This is a genomic window from Lentzea sp. JNUCC 0626 (assembly GCF_043632865.1).
In the GTDB taxonomy this organism is placed as follows: domain Bacteria; phylum Actinomycetota; class Actinomycetes; order Mycobacteriales; family Pseudonocardiaceae; genus Lentzea.
Map to the genome: position 1 here is coordinate 7477899 of NZ_CP171635.1, position 23830 is coordinate 7501728.

Genomic DNA, 23830 nt, shown 5'->3' on the forward strand with positions numbered 1-23830 from the left:
ACGGCCCGCGTCCGGGAGAGACGCGGGCCGTTCTGCATGTCGGCGCAACTACCATCGTGGGATGGGAAAGCGTGGTGCGGACGACACCGACGCCGAGGTCGAGGCGTGGAGGGCCATGGTTCCGGCGATCGATCCGGTGGTCGAGGGCGTGGTCGACCGGGTGCACCAGATCAGCAAGTACCTCGACTTCCTCGCCACGGAGATCGCCGCGCCGCACGGCCTCAACCGCGCCGACTACGAGATCCTCGCCCGCCTCTTCTGGATCGGGCCGCCGCACCGCCTCACGCCCAAGCAGCTCGCGAACGGCACGTTGAGCCCGGCCACCACGATCACGAGCCGCCTCGACCGGTTGGAGAAGGCGGGCCTGGTCGTCCGCGAACTCGACCCGGCGGACCGCCGGTCGCTGCCCGCCACGCTGACGGACGCGGGTCGCGAGATCTTCCTGCGGATCGTCGCGGGCCAGGCCGAGCGGGAGCGCGACCTCTTCACCGCGCTGCCCGGCGGTGACCTCGAGAACCTGCGCGACCTGCTGCGCCAGGTGATGGAGGTGCTGTCCGGCGAACTGGGCCCCGCGCACCGTCGCACCCGGCTCGCGCTCGACGGCAAGGAGTAATTGCTACGAACTCGTACTATCCGATATCGTGCTAAACGAGAGGGAGGGGTGCGAGATGGGTGGCTATCCGCTGTCGGAGTGACCGAAGTGACCTAGATCATGCAACGCTGACCCCCTGGTGTTCCGATGTCCTACATGGAGCAATTCGAACACTGGGGGAACAGTGAAGAAGTTCTGCGCCGTCGCGATGACGGCTGCCCTCGCGCTGCCCGTGTTGGCCACGGCCGCCGGCGCGCAGGAGGAGACGATCACCGTAGAGGGGCTGTTCTTCCTCGACCGCAACGGCGACAACGTCTTCACCGAGGGCGAGAACGTCCGGGCGAACGGTCCCGCGGTCCGCGTCACCGTCCAGGGCACCAACGAACGCGTCGGGGAGTTCCCCGTCGGACCGGACGGCCGCTACAAGGCCGTGCTGCCCAAGGGGCCGACGTACCTGATCAACAACATGGAGACGGACTACACCGCCACCAGGCTCACCCACGGCACCTCGGAGTCGTTGTCCGGCGCGGACTTCGCGTTGCGCGGCATCTTCCTCAGCGGTGTCGGCTACGTCGACGCCAACGGTGACGGCGTGAAGCAGCCGGACGAGAAGGTGCCCGCCGGCAAGATCAAGGTGTCCGGCAAGGCCGGCTCCGGCGACGTCGAACTCGAGACCGAGCCCGCCGCGGACGGCTCCTACCTCGTCGACCTCCCGCTCGGCGATTTCGTCGTCACGGCACCGGACCTGAGCAAGGACGGCCTGGTCCTGGCCGAGCCGAAGTCCGCCAGGGACGTCGACTGGGTGACGCGCACCCGTGCCGTCAAGTACGAGAACGACGCGGACCGCAAGGCCTTCGTCGACACGCGCTACCAGGAGGCCAGGGCGGACGTCGCCGTCGCCTCCACCATCGCGCCGCTCAAGGACACCTACGTCAAGGGCGAGCAGATCGACGTCAAGCTGACGCTGACCAACAAGGGCAACACCCCGGTCACGCCGGAGGTCGTCCTCGGCAGCTTCCAGGCGAAGCTGGTGTCGCACAGCGACAACGTCACGTTCCAGCCGGGCACGGACGACGTCTTCAGCACCAAGGAGAAGCTCCTCCCCGGCAAACAGGCCGAGGTCGCACTGAAGGTCGAGCTCGACAACCTCGAGTACGAAGCGGTGCACGCGGTGGTGCGCTTCAACTTCGGCTCCCTGCCGGACGTCGACCGCAAGAACAACGTGGTCAGCACGAAGATCAAGGTCGTCGAGAAGGCCGTGGAGACCACCACGCCGCCGACCACCACCGTGCCGACCACGACCACGACCACCGCGCCCGCGGTTGCCCAGGCGGGCAACAAGTCCGGCCTCGCGTCGACCGGTGCCTCGCCGCTGGGCTTCCTCGGCCTCGGGTCGTTGCTGGTCGCGGCAGGTGTCGCAGCGTTCTTCGTGGCGCGCCGCCGCAGGTCCTGACCACTTAGGACGTCGCCACGGTTAGTCTGCGGCATGGGCATCTTGGTGCAAGTGCTGCTGACTGCCGTGGCGGTCTGGGTGTCGACCGCCCTTCCCGGCATCGACCTGGGTGAGGGCTCCACCGGTTCGAGGATCCTCACGCTGATCGGCGTCGCGGTGATCTTCGGCTTGGTCAACGCGATCGTGAAGCCGGTCGTGAAGTTCTTCGGCTGCCTGTTCTACCTGCTGACGCTGGGCCTGATCGGGCTCGTGGTGAACGCGCTGCTGTTCATGCTCACCGGGTGGCTGGCCGAGCAGTTCGACCTGCCGTTCCGCGTCGACGGCTTCTGGCCCGCGTTCTGGGGCGCGATCATCGTCGCCCTGACCGGCTGGGTGCTGAACGTGGTCTACGACAAGATCACCGACAACGACTAGGCACACCAACGAGAAAGGCCCTCGGTCCACACCGGACCGAGGGCCTTTCTCATGCCATGTCAGGCGTTCGCGTCCTCTTCGACGGCCGCGGCAGGCTGACCCCGCTTCACCGACTCCAGCAGCATCTGCGCCACGTCCACGACCTCGACGTGCGCACCGGCCTGGCCGTCGGACTGCCGCGCGGTCACGCCGTCGGTCAGCATCACGCGGCAGAACGGGCAGCCCGTCGCGATCTTCGACGGCGCGGTGCCGAGCGCCTCGTCCACGCGGTCGAGGTTGATGCGCTTGCCGATCCGCTCCTCCATCCACATGCGCGCGCCACCGGCACCGCAGCACATGGACCGCTCCTCGTGGCGCGGCATCTCGCGCAGCTTCGCGCCCGACGCCCCGATGAGCTCACGCGGTGCTTCGTAGACCTTGTTGTGGCGGCCCAGGTAGCACGGGTCGTGGTAGGTGACGTCCTCGGTGACCGGCGCGACCGGCACCAGACGACGTTCGCGCACCAGCTTGTTCAGCAACTGCGTGTGGTGCACGACCTCGTACGTGCCGCCGACCGACGGGTACTCGTTGGCCAGCGTGTTGAAGCAGTGCGCACATGTCACGACGATCTTGCGCTGACCGGCGGGCCGGTCCTCGAACACCGAGTTGAGCACCTCGACGTTCTGCTGCGCGAGCATCTGGAACAGGAACTCGTTGCCGGCGCGGCGGGCCGGGTCACCGGTGCAGGTCTCCTCCGGGCCGAGCACCGTGTACTTCACGCCCGCGGTGTGCAGCAGTTCCGCGACGGCCCGCGTGGTCTTCTTCGCGCGGTCCTCGAACGCACCGGCGCAACCCACCCAGAACAGGTACTCGGCGTCGCCCAGTTCGCCCTCGAAGACCGGCACCTCGAACTCGAGGCCCTCGGTCCACGCCAGGCGGTCCTTGGCGTTCTGGCCCCACGGGTTGCCCTTGTTCTCCAGGTTCTTGAACATCCCGCCGAGCTCGGTCGGGAAGTTCGACTCGATCAGCACCTGGTAGCGGCGCATGTCGACGATGTGGTCGACGTGCTCGATGTCCACCGGGCACTGCTCGACGCACGCGCCGCAGGTCGTGCAGGACCACAGCACCTCGGGGTCGATGACGCCCAGCTCGTCGGGGCCGCCGATCAGCGGGCGCTCGGCCTCGGCCATCGCCAGCACGTCGATGGACTCGAGGCGCTTCTTGTAGTCCTCGTACTTGTCCTCGGTCAGGCCGACCTCGTCACCGGCCATGTCCTTCGAACCACCGGCCAGCAGGTACGGCGCCTTGGCGTACATGTGGTCGCGCAGCTGCGTGATGACCAGCTTGGGGGACAACGGCTTGCCGGTGTTCCAGGCCGGGCACTGCGACTGGCAGCGGCCGCACTCGGTGCAGGTGGAGAAGTCGAGGACGCCCTTCCAGGTGAAGTCCTCGACCTTGCCGACGCCGAAGACGTCCTTGTCCGGGTCGGCCTCCTCGAGGTCCAGGACCTTGCCGCCGGACATCATCGGCTTCAGCGCGCCCAGCGCGACGCCACCGTCGTCCTCGCGCTTGAAGTAGATGTTGAAGAACGCCGAGAACCGGTGCCACGCAACGCCCATCGTGAGGTTGCGGCCCACCACGATCAGCCAGATCATGCCGCTCAGCAGCTTGATCAACGCCATCACGGAGACCCAGATCGCGGCGGTCGGCAGCACGTGCGAGAGCGGCTGCGTCACGAACGACGTCCACAGCGGCGCTTCCTCCAGGCCGGCCGACTGCTTGAACGCCTTCACGAGCAGGATGCCGATGCCCTCGATGATGACGACGGCCTCGACGAAGTACGCGGACTTGAAGTCCGACCCCTGGAACCGCGAGACCCGGTCGGCGCGGCGGGGGTGGTTGCGCTGGCGGATCACCGCGAGGGCCACACCACCGACGACCGTGCCGAGCCCGAGCAGTTCGATCAGCAGCAGCCACACCGACCACGTGCCGATGATCGGCCAGTGGAAGTGCGGGTCGAACACCTCGCCGTACGCCTCGAACAGCACCGCGGAGCCGATGAGGAAGCCCCACATCACCATCCAGTGCCAGGGGGCGACCGAACGGAACTTCGCCATCCGGGTGTGCGCGACGAACTCGACGATCATCGTCTTCAGGCGCGGCACGAACGGCCCGAAGCGGGTGCCGTCCGGCTGGCCGAGCCGAATGATCTTGATCTGCTTCAGCACGGCGGCGACGAACACGCCCCAGGCGACGACGCTCACCGCCACGGCGACGAGTCCGAGAACCAGCTGGAGGGTCATGGCGGGAGTCTAGGCCAGGTTACTGCTCAGTAACCACTTGGACGTGGCCGGTGTCTCCTCACGTACCGGTCAAGTATCCATAAGTTGATCAAAAACTTATGGAACACTTGTTCAGGTAGTTGTCCTGAGCAGCCCTGGAGGTCGCCGTGCTGTACCTGCTCCTCATCGGGGCGATCGCGGCGGAGATCGCTGCGACCGTCTCGTTGAAGCTCTCCGAGGGCTTCAGCAGACTGTGGCCGTCCGTGATCGTCGTCGTCGGTTACGCCATCGCCTTCACCGCACTTTCGCGCGCGTTGAAGTTGGGTATGCCCGTGGGCGTCGCCTACGCCGTATGGTCCGCAGTCGGCGTTGCCGCCGTTGCGATCATCGGCTGGAAGTTCCTCGGCGAAACCCTCAACCCCACGATGGTCGTCGGACTGACGTTGATCATCGGAGGCGTGGTGACGCTCGAACTCGGGAGGACGCACTGACCGCGGTAGTGGAGTCGCAGAAGGTGGACGGACGCAAGGCGCGCGGCGAGAAGAAGCGGCGTGCCATCGTCGAGGCCACCCTGCGCGTGATCGAACGAGAGGGCGTCGCGGGCGTGACGCATCGCAGCGTCGCCCGCGAGGCCGGTGTGCCGACGACGGCACCCACCTATTACTTCGCGACGCTCGACGACCTGCTGATCGCCACGCTGCTGTGGTCGGCGGACGAGATCTGCGACGACATGCTCAAGATCGTCGCGTCCGGCGGCACCGCCAGGGAGATCGCGCAGAGCCTCGCGCAGGCCGTGAACGAGAACCGCGGCCGCACGCTCGCCGAGTACGAGCTGTACCTGCTCGCCGGTCGCCGTCCCGAGCTCAAGCCCGCCGCCCGCCGGTGGCTCGACCTGGCCGTGGAACTCGCGCGTCCGGCCGACCCGGTCGCGTTCCGGGCGTTCCTCGCGGCGATCGACGGCCTGCTGATCCAGGGCCTGATCGCCGACGTCGCCCCGGACGAGGACGAGCTGGAGCCAATCGTGTCCTTCTTGATCCGCGGCCGCGACGATTCCACCGCCGTTCCGCGGGAAGAATAGGGACCATGACGTTCGCGCGAGAGGTGTCCGGCATCAGCCACGGGGTGAGCCTCGGGCTGCTCGCCGCGCTGTACGTGCGCGACTCGCTGGCGTTGTCGGTCGACGTCGAGCCGCACGTGCCGGGCCTGGAACCGTCGTTGCCCGTGCAGGTGCCGCTCGGGACCGACCGCGCGGCCGTGACCGCCGAGTGGCCGGGCTGGTGGACCGACGCCCTCGACGCGTGCATCCGCGGCGCCGAGTCCCCGACGCCGGAGGACGCGCCGGCCCTGCTGACCCGCCCGGCCAGCCGCGCCGCCGTGCTGGCGCTCAAGCCGGGCATCGAGCAGCTGCACCGCGTGCAGAGCCCCGCCGCGTTGCCCGTGGGAGACGTGCTGCGCGGCGTCGAGTCGCGCATCGGCCGCTGGGCGCAGAGCGTCGAACTGCACATCGTCGAAGTGCCGGTCGAGGGCTTCCTCTGGGAACGCATCGCGCCCGCGCACGTGCTGGCGTCCAGCCGCTTCCTCAACGACCCGGCCCGCACCGCACCCGCGTTGCGCGCCGTCCTCGAAGACCTGGCCTGAGCCGACCCACGCCACCGGTAGGGGTAGCCCCACCCCACCTTCGGGGGCTTGCAACCGTGTTCCTGAGCCCTGCCGCCTCTAGTTTTGTGGTCATGATGAGGACGGCGCTGGTGGCGTTGGTTGTGGGGGCGGTGCTCGCGGTCGCGACCGGCTGTGGGGGCATCCGCATCATGAAGTACGAGTTCGCCGACGACCACGTCGTGGCGGAGACGTTCAAGACGGTCAAGGTCCGCAGCGACCAGGACTCCGGGGACGTGACGATCCGGTACCAGCAGGGGCTGACCGAGACGAAGATCCACCGCAGGATCGAGCACCACCGGGACAACAAGCCGACCGACATCAAGCACCGCGTCGAGGGGGACGCGCTGGTGCTGGACGGCTGCGGCCGGAACTGCGAGATCAACTACGAGGTCCTGGTGCCGAGCGGCGACATCACGGTGCAGGGCGACAACGGCTCGGGGGACGCCGTCTTCGAAGGCGTGGCCGCGGTCGACTACAAGACCGGATCCGGCGACGTGAAGGTCAGGGACATCAAGGGGGACGTCCGTGCCACCTCGGGGTCGGGGGACTTCGAGTTCAGCCGCATCGACGGCGCACTCACCGTCGAGGTCAGCTCCGGGAACGTGACCCTCGACCGGATCAAGGGCAAGTCGATGATCGTGACCCACTCCGGTGACATCACCGGTACCGGGATCGACAACGACTTCACCGGCGACGCGTCCTCGGGCAACGTCTCGCTGACGTTCCTCTCCTCGCGCTCGGTGCGGGCGACCTCGGGCTCCGGCGACATCAACCTGCGGATCCCAGGCGGCCCGTTCAGGCTCGCGGGCAACTCGGGCAGCGGCGACCGGATGGTCAGCGTGCCGACCGATCCGGCCGCGCAGCACGAACTCCAGCTGTCCACCGGGTCCGGGGACGTCCGTGTGATCGGCATCTGAAATCGGGGGCTGTGTCGAGGGCCACTCCACAAGGGGTGGCCCTCGTCGCGTTGTGAGGGAACAACCAGACTTTCCCAGCCGTTGTGCCAGTCAGAAAGCTTGAGTCGGGTAGGCTCAGGTTTGAGCGGGTGGCAAACTTGAGCCACCAACGCTCAACAAGTACTAGCGGAAGGAACTCCAATGGCGCGTGCAGTCGGCATCGACTTGGGGACGACCAACTCTGTCGTCGCTGTTCTCGAGGGCGGTGAGCCGACGGTCATCGCCAACTCGGAGGGCTCGAGGACGACCCCGTCCATCGTCGCGTTCGCCAAGAACGGCGAGGTCCTCGTGGGTCAGCCCGCGAAGAACCAGGCCGTCACCAACGTCGACCGCACCATCCGGTCGGTCAAGCGCCACGTCGGCACCACGTGGCAGACCGACGAGGTCGACGGCAAGAAGTACACCTCGCAGGAGATCTCCGCGCGCGTGCTGATGAAGCTCAAGCGCGACGCCGAGGCGTACCTCGGTGAGGAGATCACCGACGCGGTCATCACCGTCCCCGCGTACTTCGAGGACGCGCAGCGCCAGGCCACCAAGGAGGCCGGCCAGATCGCGGGCCTCAACGTGCTCCGCATCGTCAACGAGCCGACCTCCGCCGCTCTGGCGTACGGCCTCGACAAGGGCGAGAAGGAGCAGACCATCCTGGTCTTCGACCTCGGTGGCGGCACGTTCGACGTCTCGCTGCTCGAGCTCGGTGACGGCGTGGTCGAGGTCCGGGCGACCTCCGGCGACAACCACCTCGGTGGCGACGACTGGGACCAGCGCGTCGTCGACTGGCTGGTCGAGCGCTTCAAGCAGGCCAACGGCATCGACCTGACCAAGGACAAGATGGCCCTCCAGCGCATCCGCGAGGCTGCCGAGAAGGCCAAGATCGAGCTGTCCAGCTCGTCGCAGGCGTCGATCAACCTGCCGTACATCACGGTCGACGGTGACAAGAACCCGCTGTTCCTCGACGAGACGCTGTCGCGCGCCGAGTTCCAGCGCATCACCAACGACCTGCTCGAGCGCACCCGCGCGCCGTTCAACAACGTGATCAAGGACGCCGGTGTCTCCGTCGGCGACATCGACCACGTCGTGCTCGTCGGTGGCTCGACCCGCATGCCCGCCGTCGCGGAGCTCGTCAAGGAGCTGACCGGCGGCCGCGAGCCCAACAAGGGCGTGAACCCGGACGAGGTCGTCGCCGTCGGCGCCGCCCTGCAGGCCGGTGTCCTCAAGGGCGAGGTCAAGGACGTCCTGCTGCTCGACGTCACCCCGCTGTCCCTCGGCATCGAGACCAAGGGCGGCATCATGACCAAGCTGATCGAGCGCAACACCACGATCCCGACGAAGCGTTCCGAGACCTTCACGACGGCGGACGACAACCAGCCGTCCGTGCAGATCCAGGTCTTCCAGGGCGAGCGCGAGATCGCGGCCCACAACAAGAAGCTCGGCATGTTCGAGCTGACCGGCCTGCCGCCCGCCCCCCGTGGCGTGCCGCAGATCGAGGTCACCTTCGACATCGACGCGAACGGCATCGTCCACGTGTCGGCGAAGGACCTGGGCACGGGCAAGGAGCAGTCGATGACGATCACCGGTGGCTCCGCGCTGCCGAAGGACGACATCGACCGCATGGTGAAGGACGCCGAGGCCCACGCGGAGGAGGACAAGCGCCGCCGCGAGGAGGCCGAGGTCCGCAACCAGGCCGAGACGCTCGTCTACCAGACGGAGAAGGTCGTCAAGGAGAACGACGACAAGCTCCCGGCCGAGATCAAGGACAAGGTCAACGCCGCGATCGCCGAGGCGAACGAGGCGCTCAAGGGCACCGACATCGCGGCCATCAAGTCCGCGGTGGAGAAGCTCGCCACCGAGTCGCAGGCCATCGGCCAGGCGATCTACGCCAACGCCCCTGGTGCCCAGGGTGCCGAGGCTCCTGGTGCGGACGCGCCGGGTGCCGCGGGTGCCGGCGCCGGTGCGAAGAAGGACGACGACGTCGTCGACGCCGAGATCGTGGACGAGGACGAGAAGAAGTGACCGAACCGAGGCACGCCGCCCCCGACGAGGAGCAGCCTCAGGTCGTCGTGAACGACCGGCGCCGGATCGACCCGGAAACGGGCGAGGTCCGGCCGCCGGCCCACGCGGCCACCGAGGAAGGCGCTGCTCCGGCAGAACCCCTGGTCGCCGAGGTCGTGGACGAGGTGGCCGCCGAGCTGAAGACCCAGCTCGACGAGCGCACCGCCGACCTGCAGCGGCTCACCGCCGAGTACGCGAACTACCGCAAGCGGGTGGAACGCGACAGGGAAGCGGTGATCAACAACGCGAAGGCGTCCGTCGCCTCCGAGCTGCTGTCGGTGCTGGACGACATCGAACGGGCCGCCGCGCACGGCGACCTGACCGGTGCGTTCAAGGCCGTGGCGGACAAGCTCGTGTCCACGTTGCAGAAGAGCGGCCTCGAGCCGTTCGCGCACGAGGGCGAGGCGTTCGACCCGTCGGTGCACGAGGCCGTGCAGCACAGCACGTCCCCGGACGTCGAGGGGCCGACGGTCACCGCCGTGCTCCGTCGCGGCTACACCTTCGGCGAGAAGCTGGTCCGGCCCGCGCTGGTCGCGGTGACTGATCACGAGCCCGGTGCCGCGCCGGCTCCGGCTGAAGAAGCCTAGGGAGGAGGAGACGTCCAGTGAGTCAGAGGGACTGGATCGAGAAGGACTTCTACCGCGAGCTGGGCGTCTCGTCCGAGGCGACTGCGGACGAGATCAAGAAGTCGTACCGCAAGCTCGCCCGTGAGCTGCACCCGGACGCGAATCCCGGCGACGCCAAGGCCGAGGCCCGCTTCAAGGCGGTCTCCGAGGCCTACGGCGTGCTGTCGGATCCGGCCAAGCGCAAGCAGTACGACGAAGCCCGCCGCCTGTTCGCGGGCGGCGGCTTCCCGGGCTCCGGCGGCTTCGGCTCCGGCGGGTTCGACGTCAACGACCTGTTCGGTCGTGCCGCACAGGGCACCGGTGGCAGTGGCGGTGGCCTGGGCGACCTGCTCGGCGGCCTGTTCAACCGGCGCGGTGGTGCGACGGCGGGGTCGCCGACGCGTCCTCGCCGCGGCGAGGACGTCGAGACCGACGTCCGCATCGACTTCACCGAGGCGGTGAAGGGGGCGACGGTGCCGCTGCGCCTGTCGTCCCCCGCCGCCTGCACGACGTGCAACGGTTCCGGCGCCAAGCCGGGCACCCAGCCGCACACCTGCGCGACCTGTTCGGGGTCCGGTCTCGTCACGCGGTCGCAGGGCGCGTTCGCGTTCAGCGAGCCGTGCCGCGACTGCCGCGGCACCGGCAAGATCATCGACGACCCGTGCCCCGAGTGCGGTGGCGACGGCGTCAGCACCCGCACGCGCACGCTGACCGTGCGCATCCCGTCGGGCGTTGACGACGGACAGCGCATTCGCCTTGCAGGACAAGGCGAACCGGGCCGCAACGGTGGTCCGTCGGGTGATCTGTTCGTGCGCGTGCACGTCAACCCGCACAGCGTGTTCGGCCGTCAGGGCAACGACCTGACGCTGAAGGCACCGATGACGTTCTCCGAGCTCGCGCTCGGCACCACGTTGACCGTGCCGACGCTGGACGGCAAGGTCTCCTTGAAGGTGCCCGCCGGCACCGCCTCCGGGCGGATCATGCGGGCGAAGGGCAAGGGGATCACCAAGCGGGACGGGACCGCGGGCGATCTCCTGATCACCCTGGAGGTCGCGGTGCCGAACAACCTGTCGTCCGAGGCCCGCAAGGCCCTGGAGGCGTACGCCGATGTGACGCGGGATCACGACCCCCGCGGTGAACTGAACGCACTTCTTGAAGGGCGGTGAGTTCGGTGGGTTTTCCGTTCCCTCCCGGGACCGATGAGGACACGCCGTTCTTCGTGATCTCGGTGGCAGCCCAGCTGTCCGGCCTGCACGCCCAGACCCTCCGGTCCTACGACCGGATGGGTCTGGTCTCGCCGGGCCGCACGTCCGGCGGTGGCCGCCGCTACTCGATGCGCGACATCGTGCTGCTGCGCGAGGTCCAGCGCCTCTCGCAGGACGAGGGCGTGAACCTCGCCGGCATCAAGCGCATCATCGACCTGGAAAATCAGGTCGACGCGCTGCGGTCGCGGGTTGTAGAACTCCAGCAGGAACTCGCACAGGCGTTGGCAGCGGCCGATTCCACTGCCGCCGCGGTGCACGCTTCCTACCGTCGTGATCTCGTGCCGATCCGGCAGGAGACCGCCCTCGTCGTCTGGAAACCGAAGCCCCGCAAATGATCGACCGTCTGCACGAAGTCCTCGCGATGCCGCGTCCGCGCGTGGTCGAGTTCTGCGACCACTGCGTGGACGCGGCATCAATCGCGCCGTTCACCACGCTTCCGTTGCGGGAGCTGACTTCTGAGCAGATCGAGAAGTTCTGGCTCAAGTCGGGGACGATCGGCGACGAGAACTTCGTGCGCTACCTGCTTCCGCGCGTGCTGGAGCTGATCGCGCTCGGCGAGCTCGACGCGGACTTCTACTGGTTGCGCCTCACGTCCGAGGTCTACGCGAAGGCCGACCCGCGTGAGCAGGCGGCCCTCCGCGACTACTTCCTAGCCACGCCGATCGCGCTGGCCGGACTCGTGCACGAGGGGCCCGACGCCGGTCCGCTGACCGAGTGGCTGCGTTCGCCGGAAACCCTTGCCGCGCTGGAGGAAGCCGCGCTGGCCGGACCCGACCCCGCCGGTGCCGTGTCCGAGGCGCACCTCAAGCTCGAAGCTCAGCTCTCCTCGAAGTAGAACCCGCTCTCCAGGTCCTCCAGCAGACCGGGCTCCTTCGGTTCCCAGCCCAGCAACGCCTTCGTGCGCTCGGCGGACGTCGGTGCGTCCCGCGACACCATGAACGCCAACGGACCGAAGTGCTCCTGCGCGCGTTCGGCCGGGATGCTCTCGACCGGCACGCCCAGCTTCCGCCCGATCACCTCGGCGATCTCCCGCATCGTGATCGCCTCCTCGGCGACCGCGTGCAGCACCGAACCCGCCGGCGCCTTCTCCGCCGCCAGCCGGTAGAGCCGGGCCGCGTCCCGCGTGTGGCCTGCGGACCAGCGGTTGGTGCCGTCGCCCGGATAGCCGGAAATGCCGGTGGCGCGGGCGGTTCGCACCAGGATCGGGATGAAGCCCGCCACGTCGAGTTCACTGTGGACGGTCGGCGGCAGCACGACGACCGAGCCGCGCAGGCCCGTGGCGTCGACGATCGCGTTGCGGGCGGCGCCGCGCGGACCCTCGCTCGGCGGCCGCTCCTCCTCGGTGGCCGTGCGGCCGAGGCCCGAGTACGCCAGCGTGCCGCCGGTGCCGACGAGCGCCTTGCCGGTGCCGGACAGTTCGTCGAGGAACGCGTGCACCACGGCGAGGTCGGCGTCCGACGCGCCCTGGTAGTCGCCCGCGTACATCTCCTCGTGCTTGAACGCCAGGTGGATCACGGCGTCCGCCTCGGCCGCGCCCTTGCGCAGGCCGTCGAGGTCGTCTAGGTCGCCGCGCTGCACGGCGGCTCCCTGCGCTTCGAGCTTGGCCGCCGAGGCGTCCGAACGGGCCAGGCCGACGACCTGGTGTCCGGCGCCCAGCAGTTCGGGGACCAGGGCCGAGCCGACGTGGCCGCTGGCGCCCGTGACGAAGACCTTCATGTGCGTGTCCTTCAGTGACGAGTGATGGGACTTGGTCTCATCAACCGTAGCAGAGTGATGGGACTAAGTCGCATCACTTAGGATGGAGGCATGGGTCGATGGGAGCCGGACGCGCGGGAGCGGTTGGTGCGCGCCGCACTCGACCTGTTCAGCGAGCAGGGGTACGAGAACACCGCGGTCGCGCAGATCGCCGAACGCGCCGGGCTCACCAAGAGCACGTTCTTCCGGCACTTCCGCGACAAGCGCGAGGTGTTGTTCGGCGGCCAGGACGTGCTGGCGGACCTGATGACCGGCGCGATCGCCGGTGCGCCCGAGGGCACGGGACCGTTGGAGGCCGTCGAGGCGGCGCTGGTGGCGACCGCGGAGACGTTCACCGAGGAACGCCGGGCGCACGGGCCGCAGCGGCTGGCGGTGATCGCGGGCAACGACGAGCTGCGCGAGCGGTCCGCGTTGAAGATGGTCGGGTTCGCCGTCGCCATGACGGACGCGCTCAAGCGGCGCGGGGTGCCGGAGCTGGAGGCCGCGGTGGCCGCTGAGCTGGGCGTGCTCGCCTTCAACCACGGCTACGAGCGGTGGCTGCCGACCGGCGGGGACTTCGCGGAAGTCGCCCGCCGGACGTTCGGCGAGGTGCGCGAGGCCGTTGGCAGGCTAGAGCGCGGCGAGTAGCTCGCCGACCTCGGCGGCGATGCGGTCGAGCGCCTGCTCGTCGTCGTGCTCGGCGATCGCGCGGTCGATCCAGCCGGCGATCAACGGCATCTGCTCCGGCGTGAGGCCGCGGGTCGTGACGCCCGCCGTGCCGAGCCGGATGCCGGACGGGTCGAACGGCTTGCGGGTGTCGAACGGGACCGCGTTGTAGTTCAGCTCGATGCCCGCCCGGTCGAGCGCCCGCGCGGCAGGCTTGCCACCGATCAGCTTCGAGGTCAGGTCCACGAGGATCAGGTGGTTGTCGGTGCCGCCGGACACCAGGTCGAAGCCGCGTTCCAGCAAGGCGCCCGCGAGCGTCTGCGCGTTGCGGACGATCATGTGCGCGTACTCGCGGAACTCCGGCTGCGACGCCTCGTGCAGCGCCACGGCGATCGCGGCCGTCGTGTGGTCGTGCGGGCCGCCCTGCAGGCCGGGGAAGACCGCGCGGTCGATCGCCTTCGCGTGCTCGGCGTCGGTGAGGATCATGGCGCCACGCGGTCCGCGCAACGTCTTGTGCGTCGTCGTGGTGATCACCGGCGCGTGCCCGACCGGCGACGGGTGCGCGCCACCCGCGACGAGCCCGGCGATGTGCGCGATGTCGGCGACCAGCAGCGCGCCGATCTCGTTCGCGATCTCGGCGAACGCAGGGAAGTCGATGGTGCGCGGGATCGCCGTGCCGCCGCAGAAGATCACCTTCGGGCGTTCGGCGAGTGCCAGCGCGCGGACCTCGTCCAGGTCGACGACACCGGTGTCCTTGCGGACCTCGTACTGGACCGCGTTGAACCACTTGCCGGTCGCGGACACGCTCCAGCCGTGCGTGAGGTGGCCGCCCATCGGCAGCGCCATGCCCATCACGGTGTCGCCCGGCTGCAGGAACGCCAGGTAGACGGCCAGGTTCGCGGGCGCGCCGGACAGCGGCTGGACGTTCGCGTGCTCGACGCCGAAGAGGGCCTTCGCCCGGTCGATCGCGAGCTGTTCGACCTGGTCGACGACCTGCTGGCCCTCGTAGTACCGCTTGCCGGGGTAGCCCTCGGAGTACTTGTTCGTCAGCACCGAGCCTGTTGCCTCGAGCACGGCCTGCGACACGTCGTTCTCCGACGCGATCATGCGCAGCTTGCTGGCCTGACGACGTTCCTCGGCCTGGATCAGGGCGGCGATCTCGGGATCGGCTTCGCGCAGCACGGCATCACTCCGTGCCGGGCACCCAGGCGTTCGGTGCGCTCGGCCGTCGCTTCCCGGTGGTCAGTTCCACCCTCGGCACGCCAGTCGCTTACGACGTGCCGAGCTTAGTCCAGCGTGAACGGGTCGTACTTGATCCGGTCGAGCGGAGTTCCCGCGACCAGCATGCGGGACACCGTGGACCTGATCATGGCGGGGCTGCCGCAGACCAGGACGTCGCGCTCTTCCCACGCGCCGTAGCGGGTGACCACGTCGGCAAGGCTGCCCTGCTCGACTCCGCGGACACCGGGGTCCGACTCCAGCACCGGCACGACCGTGAGCCACGGGTTCGTGGTCGCGATGCGCTGCAGGTTGTCGAGGTCGTACAGGTCCTCGCGGGTGCGGCCGCCGTAGAACAGGTGCACGCGTGGGTTCTCGCCGTACTGCGCCATCTCGTCGATGATCGCGTGCATCGGCGCGATACCCGTGCCACCGGCCACCATCAGGATGTCCGTGCCGGCCGTGCGGTCGACCGACAGACGTCCCATGGGCGGTCCGATGCGCCACGTGTCACCGGCCTGCGTGTGGCCGACCACCGAGCGAGACACCCAGCCGCCGTCGACGGACCGGATGTGGAACTCGATGACGCCGTCCTCGCGCGGTGCGTTCGCCGGCGAGAAGTACCGCCACAAGCGCTTGCGCTGCGGCGTCTCCACGCTGACGTACTGACCGGCCTTGTAGCTCACCGGGTGGTCCGGCTGCAGCCGCACGACCGCGAGGTCCCACGAGACGCGCTGGTGCTCCAGCACCGTCGCGTGCCAGTAGGCGGGCCCGTTGTCGGCGTCCGCGGCCTCCTGCATGGCCCTGGCCATGAGGGTGTAGGCCTCGGCCCACGCCATCTCGACCTTGGGCGTCCAGGCGGCGCCGGAGAACTTCTTCACCGCGGACAGCAGTGCCGTCCCGACCGCCTCGTAGTGGACGTTGATGACACCGAACTTGCGGTGGTCACGCCCCAGCTGACGCAGGAAGGGAATGAGGTCGTCCGGGCGGTCGACCATCTGCACCACGTGCACGAGGGCGCGCAGCAGACGGCTGCGTTGCACCTCCATGTTCGCGGGGAACATCTCGCGTGTGGCAGGCGAGAGCGAGAAGAGCATGCCGTAGAAGAACTTCGCCACTTCTTCGGAATGCGGCTCCACCACCGCGAAGCTCTCCCGGATCATGCGCACCATCGCGGTGACGCCAGGCGGGGGTTCCCGGTGGGGCGGGGTAGGGATGGGGCTCAGCACAGCGTTCGCAGTCATGGTCCGCGCGCAGTCTCCACGTTCTCATTGGGTGTTTCTGAGTAGCGCCGGCTGGGGCGCTGTCGTTACTCGTCAAGCATCCGTCCCCCGACAGAGTGGACACTAACCCCTGATCGAGCCTCCTGACTCCTTGATGCCACCTTCGAGCGAAGCACGGTAACTCTACGTGACTAGTTGTTACCGCAACAGTGTGAATGTGAGGGTCCGTCTGTACCGGGTTGCGTGCTTGCGTGCTTGGGTTGGGCGCGTGTCCCTGCCAGAGTTGACTTCGACCACCTCACCCGACCGTGTTGAGAGCGACGCCTTGCCCGGCTCACGTGGTGAGCACTTCCTCCAATGTGCCCTGGAGACGACCGATCGCGCTACGCGCTTCTACTCGGACCAGGTGCTGGACCACCTCAACCCGCTGATGCAGTCGTTCGTCGCCAAGATGGAGATGGCGTTCATCTCCACTGCTGACGCTGATGGGGAGTGCGACTCCTCGTTGCGGGCCGGGCCTGCCGGGTTCTTGCACGTGGTGGACTCGCGGACCCTCGTTTATCCCGAGTACCGGGGGAACGGGGTGATGGCCTCTCTCGGCAACATCATGGAGAACCCGCACGTCGGGATGCTGATGCTGGACTTCACCGAGGACCTGATCGGGCTGCACGTGAACGGGGCCGCTCGGATCGCCCCTCTCGAGGAGTTCGCCGAGCTGGCCGGGGAGGACCGGAAGGTCGAGCGGTGGGTGGTGGTGTCCGTCGAGGAGGCCTACATCCACTGTCGCAAGCACATCCCCCGGATGGTGCCCGTGGATCGGATCCGGGACTGGGGCACGGATGACGTCCGGCGCAAGGGCGGCGACTTCTTCGAGACGAAGGCTGCGAAGGCCGCCGAGTCCTGATGCCCTGAGCGTCTGCCGACCTCCCCTTGAGCGGCTCCGGCGAGTCTGGGTGTGACCCATCAGCCACCCCAGTTCGTTGTCGTGGCTAAGTATCTCCAGATATAGTTGTATGACATCAACTAACTACTGGAGGTGTGCCGGTTTTGAGTCGGCCCTCGTCGCATCGGGAGATCCTCGAAGCGCTGTCCGGTATCTGGGTGGCGTTGCTCGTCGCAATCCTCAGCTCCACCATCGTCTCGAACGCTCTCCCGACGATCCTGGCCGAGCTCAAAGGCACGCAGACCCAGTACACGTGGGTCATCACCTCGATGCTTCTCGCGTCCACCGCCAGCACGCCCCTGTGGGGGAAGCTCGCGGACCTCTTCGACAAGAAGCGGCTGTTGCAGTCCGCGATCGTGCTGTTCGTGATCGGCTCGGTGTTGTCGGGGCTCAGTCAGAACATGGAGCAGCTGATCGGGTTCCGGGTCGTCCAGGGGCTCGGGATGGGTGGTGTGCAGGCGCTGGGGCAGGTGGTCGTCGGCGCGTTGCTCAGCCCTCGTGAGCGTGGGCGGTACAGCGGGTACACCGGGATGGTGATCTCGGCCGGGACGGTCGGTGGGCCGTTGGTCGGTGGGTTCCTCGTCGACTGGCCCGGGTGGCGGTGGTGCTTCTTCGTCTGCGTGCCGCTGGCGCTGGTGGCGTTGGCCGTGTTGCACAAGACGCTGCACCTGCCGGTGAAGAAGCAGCACGTGAAGATCGACTACCTCGGTGCCACGTTGATCACCGGTGGCGTGAGCCTGGTGCTCATGTGGGTGTCGTTCGCGGGTAAGGACTTCGCCTGGATCAGTCGGGAGAGTGCGCTGTTCGTGGGCGGCTCGTTGATCGCGATCGTGGGGGCCTACTTCGTGGAGCGGCGGGCCAGCGCGCCGGTCATTCCGTTGCACCTGTTCAAGAACCGGACCGTGGTGCTGGCGATGCTCGGGGGCGTTGCGGTGGGGACCGCGATGTTCGGGGCCTCGGTGTTCATGGGGCAGTACTTCCAGATCGCGCGTGGGTTCTCGCCCACGAAGGCCGGGTTGTTGACCGTGCCGTTGGTGCTCGGGTTGAGCATCTCGTCGACGGTCAGCGGGCAGTTGATCGCCAAGAGCGGGCGGTGGAAGAGCTACCTGGTGTGGGGGTCGTTCTCGCTGGTCGCGGGGTTGGCGTTGCTCGGGACGATCGATCACCGGACGAACCTGGTGTTGATGGGTGCCTACCTGGCCCTCGTCGGGGTCGGGGTCGGGCTGACCATGCAGAACCTGGTGCTGGCCGTGCAGAACGGCGTCGGGATGTCCGATCTCGGTGCGGCCAGTTCCACGGCCACGTTCCTGCGGTCGTTGGGCGGGACGGCCGGCGTCTCGGTGCTCGGGGCCGTGTTGGCTGCCCAGGTGAGCACCAAGACGCTCGACCGCGGGTCCCTGTCGCCGGTGGTGCGGGACTCCTACGGGGACGCCATGGGCGAGTTGTTCCTCATCGCCGCCGGGCTGGCCGTGTTCACGGTCATCGCGGTGTTGCTGATCAAGGAGCAGCCGCTGCGTGACTCGGTCGAGGATGTCACCCCATCGGGTTCTGGTGTACAGACGGTCGCCACTGAACTTGATTCACCTGTGGATACTGAACAGCGGATTGTGGATAACTCCACCCCTGCTGTGGACAAGCTGTTGGTGCTTTCGAGTGACGCTGGTCAGGACGTTGCGGCTCGTTCGGCTGCGCTGCGTTCCACGCAGAACTCGTTGCCCTCGGGGTCGCGCATCGTGACCCAACCCGTGCCGTCCGGCCTGCGCTGATCGTCGAAGATCGTCGCGCCGATGCCGACGAGGCGGTCCACCTCCTCGTCGCGGGTGCCGCTCACCGGCTGCAGATCGATGTGCAGCCGGTTTTTGCGGTCTTTGGACTCCGGGACGTTGATGAACAGGTAGCGGATGCCGCTCGGCAGGTGGATCAGGCACTCCGGGTCGCCGGGGTTGTCCTCCGGGTCCAGCGGCAGGCCGAGCACCTGGCCCCACCACGAGGCGATCTCGTAGGAGTCCCGGGCGTCGACGGTGATGTTGTGGATGATGGACGTCATGGGCTGATCTTCGCCTAACCGGCGGTGTGATCCAGGGCGTTTTCAGGGTTGAGCGGAACAGACTCAACTTTTCTGACGTTGTGCGGGATGATGGTCCATGCTGGAGGCTGACCACGAGGTGGAGGAATGGACGCTTTCAACCCGACGACCAAGACGCAGCAGGCCGTGTCCTCGGCGGTGCAGGCCGCCACGCTGAACGGGAACCCCGACGTGGGTTCCGTGCACCTGCTCAGCGCACTGCTGGCGCAGACGGACGGGTTGACCGCGCCGTTGCTGTCGGCCGTGGGTGCCGACCCCGAGCAGGTGCGCAAGGAGCTGGAGCAGCTCTCCCGCGGACTGCCGAGCGCGTCCGGTTCCACCGTGTCCGCTCCGCAGTTCTCGCGCGACGCCGTGCGGGTGATCAACCGGGCGCAGGAGCTCGCCACCGAGATGGGTGACGAGTACGTGTCCACCGAGCACCTGCTCGTCGGGCTCGCGCAGTACGGCGGGCTGGTGGCCGACCTGTTGCGGCGGCACGGTGCCACGCCCGACGCGCTGACCGAGGCGTTCACGAAGGTGCGCGGTTCGGCGCGGGTGACGTCGGCCGACCCCGAGGGCACCTACAAGGCGCTGGAGAAGTTCGGCGTCGACCTGACCGAACGTGCGCGCAAGGGCGAGCTCGACCCGGTGATCGGCCGCGACGCCGAGATCCGCCGCGTCGTGCAGGTCCTGTCGCGGCGCACCAAGAACAACCCCGTGCTGATCGGCGAACCCGGTGTCGGCAAGACGGCGATCGTCGAGGGTCTGGCGCAGCGCGTCGTGGCCGGGGACGTGCCGGAGTCGTTGCGCGGCAAGAAGGTCGTGTCGCTGGACCTCGGCTCGATGGTCGCGGGCGCCAAGTACCGCGGTGAGTTCGAGGAGCGGCTCAAGGCCGTGCTGAAGGAGATCACCGACTCGGCCGGGCAGGTCATCACGTTCATCGACGAGCTGCACACGATCGTCGGTGCCGGCGCGACCGGTGAGTCGGCGATGGACGCCGGCAACATGATCAAGCCGATGCTGGCCCGCGGCGAACTCCGGATGGTCGGTGCCACGACCCTCGACGAGTACCGCGAGCACATCGAGAAGGACGCCGCCCTGGAACGCCGCTTCCAGCAGGTGCTGGTCGGCGAGCCCTCGGTGGAGGACACGGTCGGCATCCTGCGCGGCCTCAAGGAACGCTACGAGGTGCACCACGGCGTGCGCATCACGGACGCCGCACTCGTCGCCGCCTCAACGCTGTCCGACCGCTACATCACCGCGCGCTTCCTGCCGGACAAGGCCATCGACCTCGTCGACGAGGCCGCGTCCCGGCTGCGCATGGAGATCGACTCGCGGCCCGTCGAGATCGACACCGTCGAACGTGCCGTGCGGCGCCTCGAGATCGAGGAAATGGCGCTGTCGAAGGAATCCGACGTGGCCTCGGTCGAACGCCTGCACGCGTTGCGCGCCGAACTGGCCGAGAAGCGCGAGGAACTCTCCGTGCTGACCGCCCGCTGGCAGAACGAGAAGGGCTCCATCGACCGCGTGCGCGCGTTGAAGGAGCAGCTCGAGTCGTTGCGCGGCGAGTCGGAACGGGCCGAGCGCGACGGCGACCTCGGCCGTGCCGCGGAACTCCGCTACGGCCGGATCCCCCAGCTGGAGAAGGAGCTCGCGGTCGCGGCAGAGTCCACACAGGACGCCGCGATGCTGAAGGAGGAGGTCGGCCCGGACGACGTCGCGGACGTGGTGGCGGCGTGGACCGGCATCCCGGCGGGCAGGCTCCTGGAAGGCGAAACCGCCAAGCTGCTGCGGATGGAGGACGAACTCGGCCGCCGAGTCGTCGGCCAGGCCGAGGCCGTGCGCGTCGTGTCGGACGCGGTGCGCAGGACGCGCGCCGGCGTCGCCGACCCGGACCGCCCGACGGGGTCGTTCCTGTTCCTCGGCCCCACCGGCGTGGGCAAGACGGAACTCGCGAAGGCACTGGCGGCGTTCCTCTTCGACGAGGAGCGGGCGATGATCCGCATCGACATGAGCGAGTACTCCGAGAAGCACTCGGTGGCCCGCCTGGTCGGCGCGCCTCCCGGCTACGTCGGCTACGACCAGGGCGGCCAGCTCACCGAGTCGGTCCGCCGCCGCCCGTACTCGGTCGTGCTGCTGGACGAGGTCGAGAAGGCGCACCCGGACGTGTTCGACGTGCTGCTCCAGGTGCTCGACGACGGCCGCCTCACCGACGGCCAGGGCCGCACGGTCGACTTCCGCAACACGATCCTGGTGCTCACCTCGAACCTGGGTTCGCAGACCATCGTGAACCCGACGCTCACCGAGGTGGAGCGCAAGGACGCCGTGCTCTCCGTGGTGCAACGCCACTTCAAGCCGGAGTTCCTGAACCGCCTCGACGACGTCGTGGTGTTCCACGCGCTCGCCACCGAGGAACTGACGTCCATCGTGGACATCCAGATCGCCCGCCTGGCCGACCGCCTGGCCGCGCGGAGGCTGACGCTCGACGTCACGACCGCCGCGCGCGACTGGCTGGCGCTCAACGGCTTCGACGCGATGTACGGGGCGCGGCCGCTGCGGCGGCTGGTGCAGTCGGCGATCGGTGACCAGCTGGCCAAGGAACTGCTGGCCGGCGAGGTGCGGGACGGCGACACGGTGCGGGTCGACGTGGTGGACGACCAGAGCGGCCTGATCGTGGGCCGCACCGCGTGAGTCAAGAGCAACTGATGGAGGGGGATCCGTTTCGGGTCCCCCTCCATCGCGTTCAGCGGCTTTCAATCGCCAACTCACCGGACAACACCGTCCGGATGTGGTCACCGGACAGCACGTCGTGCGGATACCCGAGGTCGATCGCGCTCGCCTCCTCCAGCCGCGCCACCTGCTCCGGCGTCAGCGACACCTCCAACGCGCCCAGGTTCCCGACGAGTTGCTCCGGCGTGCGCGCCCCGACGACGGGCGCGGTCACCCCGGGCCGCCGCACGTTCCACGCCAGCGCGACCTGCGCGGGCGTGCGGTCGATCTCCAGAGCCACCTCCCGCACCACGTCGGCGATCCCGAGCGTGCGCGGGTTCACCATCCCCAACGCGGCGTTGAACTCCCGGCGCGACGTCCCGGCCTCGGCAGCACCCGAGTACTTGCCGGACAACACCCCACCGCCCAACGGCGAGAACGGCGTCACGCCGAGTCCCAGCGCAGCCGCCATCGGCAGGAGATCGCGCTCGGCGGCCCGGTTGATCAGGCTGTACTCGATCTGCAACGCCACCAGCGGTGACCAGCCGCGCAGGTCCGCGACGGCCTGCATGCGCGAGATCTCCCACGCCGGGGCGTTCGACATCCCCACGTAGAGGACCTTGCCCGCGCGCACCAGGTCGTCGAGGCCCCGCAGCACCTCCTCGAACGGCGTCCGCGCGTCCCAGACGTGCACGTACAGCAGGTCGATGAAATCCGTCCGCAGCCGGCGCAGGCTGTTCTCGACGGACGCGAACAGGTTCTTGCGGTGCGAGCCGCCGGAGTTGGGGTCGGAAGGAACGCGCAGGGTCGAGTACTTCGTCGCCAGCACGAGGCTGTCGCGCCGTCCCGGCACCAGCGAGCCCAGCATCTCTTCCGAACCGCCGTAGGCCGCGGCCGTGTCGATGAAGTTGCCGCCGCGCTCCACGTACGTCGAGAACAACGACCGCGCGTCCTCAGCCGACGAACCCCAGCCCCACTCGTTGCCGAAGGTCGCGGTGCCCAGGGCCAGCGGCGAGACCCGCAGGCCGGAGCGGCCGAGCAGCCGGTAGGTGTCGAGCGACATGGTGTTTCTCCCAAGGAAATCGGTGAGACACCAGGCTCCGCAAACGCAGAGCGGCGGGTAAGGGAAGGAACTTCCTGGGAACACGAGTCCTACCCGGACTGTTGAAGAAGCCATGCTCACCGACGTGACGCAGGAGCTCGCGATCTTCCTGAGGACCCGGCGCGAGCGGCTGGACCCGCGCGACTTCGCTCTGCCGCGACGACGACAGCGCCGGACACCGGGGCTGCGGCGCGAGGAGGTCGCCGAGCTGGCGGGCATCAGCGTCGACTACGTCGTCCGGCTGGAGCAGGCACGCGGGCTGCGGCCGTCGGCGGACGTGGCGGAGGCACTGGCCGGGGCGTTGCGGCTGAACGACGACGAACGCGCGTACCTCCTCGGCCTCACCCAACGGCACACCGAGGACAAGGCGGCGACCGAGGCGTCCGAGTCGTTGAAACTGCTGGTCGAGGACCTCTCGCCGAGGCCCGCCATGGTGATGAACCACCGGTTCGACGTCCTCGCGTGGAACGACGAGATGGCGAAGGTGCTCCTGGACTTCCGGGAACTGCCTGAAGGCAAGCGCAACGCCGTCTGGCTCTGCCTGCTGCACCCGGAGATCCGCGAGCGGTACGTCGACCGCGACCGCGTGGTGAGGGAAGGCGTCGCCCACCTGCGGGCCGCGTGGGCCGCGCACCCCGGCGACCAGGTGCTGGCCGATCTCATCGCCGAGTGCGCCGCCGACGACGAGGAGTTCGCCCGGCTGTGGGCCGCGCGCGACGTCAGGTTCAACGCCCGCGGCGCCAAGGTGCTGAAACACCCCAGCGCCGGGGAAATCGCCCTCAGCTTCGAGACGCTCAGGCCGTTGCAGAACCCCGACCAGTTGCTGGTGATCTACCGCGGTGCGGACCCGCGAAGTCAGGCCGCCATCGCGCAACTGAACTGAGGAAAGGCACGCCGAGGTCACGACGCGCGGAAG

Annotated in this window: 23 protein-coding genes and 1 riboswitch; of the genes, 17 read left to right on the plus strand and 6 right to left on the minus strand. The window is 68.4% G+C overall.

The window, feature by feature from the left end; all coding sequences use genetic code 11:
• The first annotated feature begins 61 nt into the window (after positions 1-61).
• From JNUCC0626_RS34430 to JNUCC0626_RS34440, 3 genes are all read left to right on the plus strand, one after another.
• The gene (locus JNUCC0626_RS34430; RefSeq protein WP_394614906.1) at positions 62-613 is read left to right on the plus strand and encodes a MarR family winged helix-turn-helix transcriptional regulator; all 552 of its coding nucleotides are present in this window, start codon (positions 62-64) and stop codon (positions 611-613) included.
• Positions 614-776: 163 nt separating this feature from the next.
• Positions 777-2045 carry a hypothetical protein gene (locus JNUCC0626_RS34435; RefSeq protein ID WP_394614907.1) on the plus strand — a complete coding sequence of 423 codons (1269 nt, stop codon included), beginning with the start codon at positions 777-779 and terminating at the stop codon, positions 2043-2045.
• A 33-nt stretch (positions 2046-2078) separates the two neighbouring features.
• Positions 2079-2459: a phage holin family protein gene (locus tag JNUCC0626_RS34440; protein WP_285637047.1), complete on the plus strand. Its 381-nt coding sequence runs from the start codon at positions 2079-2081 to the stop codon at positions 2457-2459.
• 59 nt (positions 2460-2518) lie between these two features.
• On the opposite strand, the gene JNUCC0626_RS34445 is transcribed toward JNUCC0626_RS34440, so the two are convergent.
• The gene (locus JNUCC0626_RS34445; protein ID WP_394614908.1) at positions 2519-4741 is read right to left on the minus strand and encodes a (Fe-S)-binding protein; all 2223 of its coding nucleotides are present in this window, start codon (positions 4739-4741) and stop codon (positions 2519-2521) included.
• A gap of 146 nt (positions 4742-4887) precedes the next feature.
• On the opposite strand from JNUCC0626_RS34445, the gene JNUCC0626_RS34450 reads away from it, so the two are divergent.
• The 9 genes from JNUCC0626_RS34450 (at position 4888) to JNUCC0626_RS34490 (ending at position 12089) form a co-directional block, all read left to right on the plus strand.
• Complete coding sequence (locus JNUCC0626_RS34450) at positions 4888-5211, plus strand: DMT family transporter (RefSeq protein WP_394614909.1); 324 nt, start codon at positions 4888-4890, stop codon at positions 5209-5211.
• An 8-nt stretch (positions 5212-5219) separates the two neighbouring features.
• The gene (locus JNUCC0626_RS34455) at positions 5220-5798 is read left to right on the plus strand and encodes a TetR/AcrR family transcriptional regulator (RefSeq protein WP_394614910.1); all 579 of its coding nucleotides are present in this window, start codon (positions 5220-5222) and stop codon (positions 5796-5798) included.
• Positions 5799-5803: 5 nt separating this feature from the next.
• Positions 5804-6358, plus strand: a complete 555-nt coding sequence (locus JNUCC0626_RS34460) for a hypothetical protein (protein WP_394614911.1) — start codon at positions 5804-5806, stop codon at positions 6356-6358.
• A 92-nt stretch (positions 6359-6450) separates the two neighbouring features.
• A complete protein-coding gene (locus JNUCC0626_RS34465) occupies positions 6451-7296 on the plus strand; it encodes a DUF4097 family beta strand repeat-containing protein (protein WP_394614912.1) in 846 nt (281 codons plus the stop codon).
• A 180-nt stretch (positions 7297-7476) separates the two neighbouring features.
• A complete protein-coding gene (gene dnaK / locus JNUCC0626_RS34470) occupies positions 7477-9345 on the plus strand; it encodes a molecular chaperone DnaK (RefSeq protein WP_394614913.1) in 1869 nt (622 codons plus the stop codon).
• Positions 9342-9971, plus strand: a complete 630-nt coding sequence (gene grpE / locus JNUCC0626_RS34475; RefSeq protein ID WP_394614914.1) for a nucleotide exchange factor GrpE — start codon at positions 9342-9344, stop codon at positions 9969-9971. Before dnaK ends, grpE begins: the two co-directional genes overlap by 4 nt.
• 17 nt (positions 9972-9988) lie before the next feature.
• Complete coding sequence (gene dnaJ / locus JNUCC0626_RS34480) at positions 9989-11155, plus strand: molecular chaperone DnaJ (protein ID WP_394614915.1); 1167 nt, start codon at positions 9989-9991, stop codon at positions 11153-11155.
• 5 nt (positions 11156-11160) lie between these two features.
• Positions 11161-11589, plus strand: a complete 429-nt coding sequence (locus JNUCC0626_RS34485) for a heat shock protein transcriptional repressor HspR (protein WP_285637061.1) — start codon at positions 11161-11163, stop codon at positions 11587-11589.
• Between the two features lie 65 nt (positions 11590-11654).
• Positions 11655-12089: a hypothetical protein gene (locus JNUCC0626_RS34490; protein ID WP_394614916.1), complete on the plus strand. Its 435-nt coding sequence runs from the start codon at positions 11655-11657 to the stop codon at positions 12087-12089.
• Here JNUCC0626_RS34490 and JNUCC0626_RS34495 read toward each other — a convergent pair.
• The gene (locus JNUCC0626_RS34495) at positions 12071-12970 is read right to left on the minus strand and encodes an SDR family oxidoreductase (RefSeq protein ID WP_394614917.1); all 900 of its coding nucleotides are present in this window, start codon (positions 12968-12970) and stop codon (positions 12071-12073) included. The genes JNUCC0626_RS34490 and JNUCC0626_RS34495 overlap by 19 nt on opposite strands.
• Before the next feature lie 90 nt (positions 12971-13060).
• On the opposite strand from JNUCC0626_RS34495, the gene JNUCC0626_RS34500 reads away from it, so the two are divergent.
• Entirely contained in the window at positions 13061-13636 is a 576-nt protein-coding gene (locus tag JNUCC0626_RS34500; protein ID WP_394614918.1) for a TetR/AcrR family transcriptional regulator, read from the plus strand.
• Here JNUCC0626_RS34500 and glyA read toward each other — a convergent pair.
• Both glyA and JNUCC0626_RS34510 read right to left on the minus strand, forming a co-directional pair.
• On the minus strand, positions 13619-14836 hold the full coding sequence (gene glyA / locus JNUCC0626_RS34505) for a serine hydroxymethyltransferase (RefSeq protein ID WP_394614919.1): 1218 nt from the start codon (positions 14834-14836) through the stop codon (positions 13619-13621). The genes JNUCC0626_RS34500 and glyA overlap by 18 nt on opposite strands.
• A gap of 13 nt (positions 14837-14849) precedes the next feature.
• Positions 14850-14934: riboswitch (ZMP/ZTP riboswitch) on the minus strand.
• A gap of 6 nt (positions 14935-14940) precedes the next feature.
• A complete protein-coding gene (locus tag JNUCC0626_RS34510) occupies positions 14941-16044 on the minus strand; it encodes an FAD-binding oxidoreductase (protein ID WP_394614920.1) in 1104 nt (367 codons plus the stop codon).
• Positions 16045-16363: 319 nt separating this feature from the next.
• Between JNUCC0626_RS34510 and JNUCC0626_RS34515 the strand changes: the two genes are divergently transcribed.
• Together JNUCC0626_RS34515 and JNUCC0626_RS34520 are read left to right on the plus strand one after the other, a co-directional pair.
• On the plus strand, positions 16364-16999 hold the full coding sequence (locus JNUCC0626_RS34515; RefSeq protein WP_394614921.1) for a pyridoxamine 5'-phosphate oxidase family protein: 636 nt from the start codon (positions 16364-16366) through the stop codon (positions 16997-16999).
• Between the two features lie 197 nt (positions 17000-17196).
• Positions 17197-18804 carry an MDR family MFS transporter gene (locus tag JNUCC0626_RS34520; protein ID WP_394614922.1) on the plus strand — a complete coding sequence of 536 codons (1608 nt, stop codon included), beginning with the start codon at positions 17197-17199 and terminating at the stop codon, positions 18802-18804.
• Here JNUCC0626_RS34520 and JNUCC0626_RS34525 read toward each other — a convergent pair.
• Positions 18702-19085: a VOC family protein gene (locus JNUCC0626_RS34525; RefSeq protein ID WP_394614923.1), complete on the minus strand. Its 384-nt coding sequence runs from the start codon at positions 19083-19085 to the stop codon at positions 18702-18704. The genes JNUCC0626_RS34520 and JNUCC0626_RS34525 overlap by 103 nt on opposite strands.
• Before the next feature lie 126 nt (positions 19086-19211).
• On the opposite strand from JNUCC0626_RS34525, the gene clpB reads away from it, so the two are divergent.
• Positions 19212-21794: an ATP-dependent chaperone ClpB gene (gene clpB, locus JNUCC0626_RS34530; RefSeq protein ID WP_394614924.1), complete on the plus strand. Its 2583-nt coding sequence runs from the start codon at positions 19212-19214 to the stop codon at positions 21792-21794.
• Positions 21795-21846: 52 nt separating this feature from the next.
• On the opposite strand, the gene JNUCC0626_RS34535 is transcribed toward clpB, so the two are convergent.
• On the minus strand, positions 21847-22875 hold the full coding sequence (locus JNUCC0626_RS34535; RefSeq protein WP_394614925.1) for an aldo/keto reductase: 1029 nt from the start codon (positions 22873-22875) through the stop codon (positions 21847-21849).
• A gap of 112 nt (positions 22876-22987) precedes the next feature.
• Here JNUCC0626_RS34535 and JNUCC0626_RS34540 point away from each other — a divergent pair, with 112 nt between their 5' ends.
• On the plus strand, positions 22988-23797 hold the full coding sequence (locus JNUCC0626_RS34540) for a helix-turn-helix transcriptional regulator (RefSeq protein WP_394614926.1): 810 nt from the start codon (positions 22988-22990) through the stop codon (positions 23795-23797).
• Positions 23798-23830: the final 33 nt, after the last annotated feature.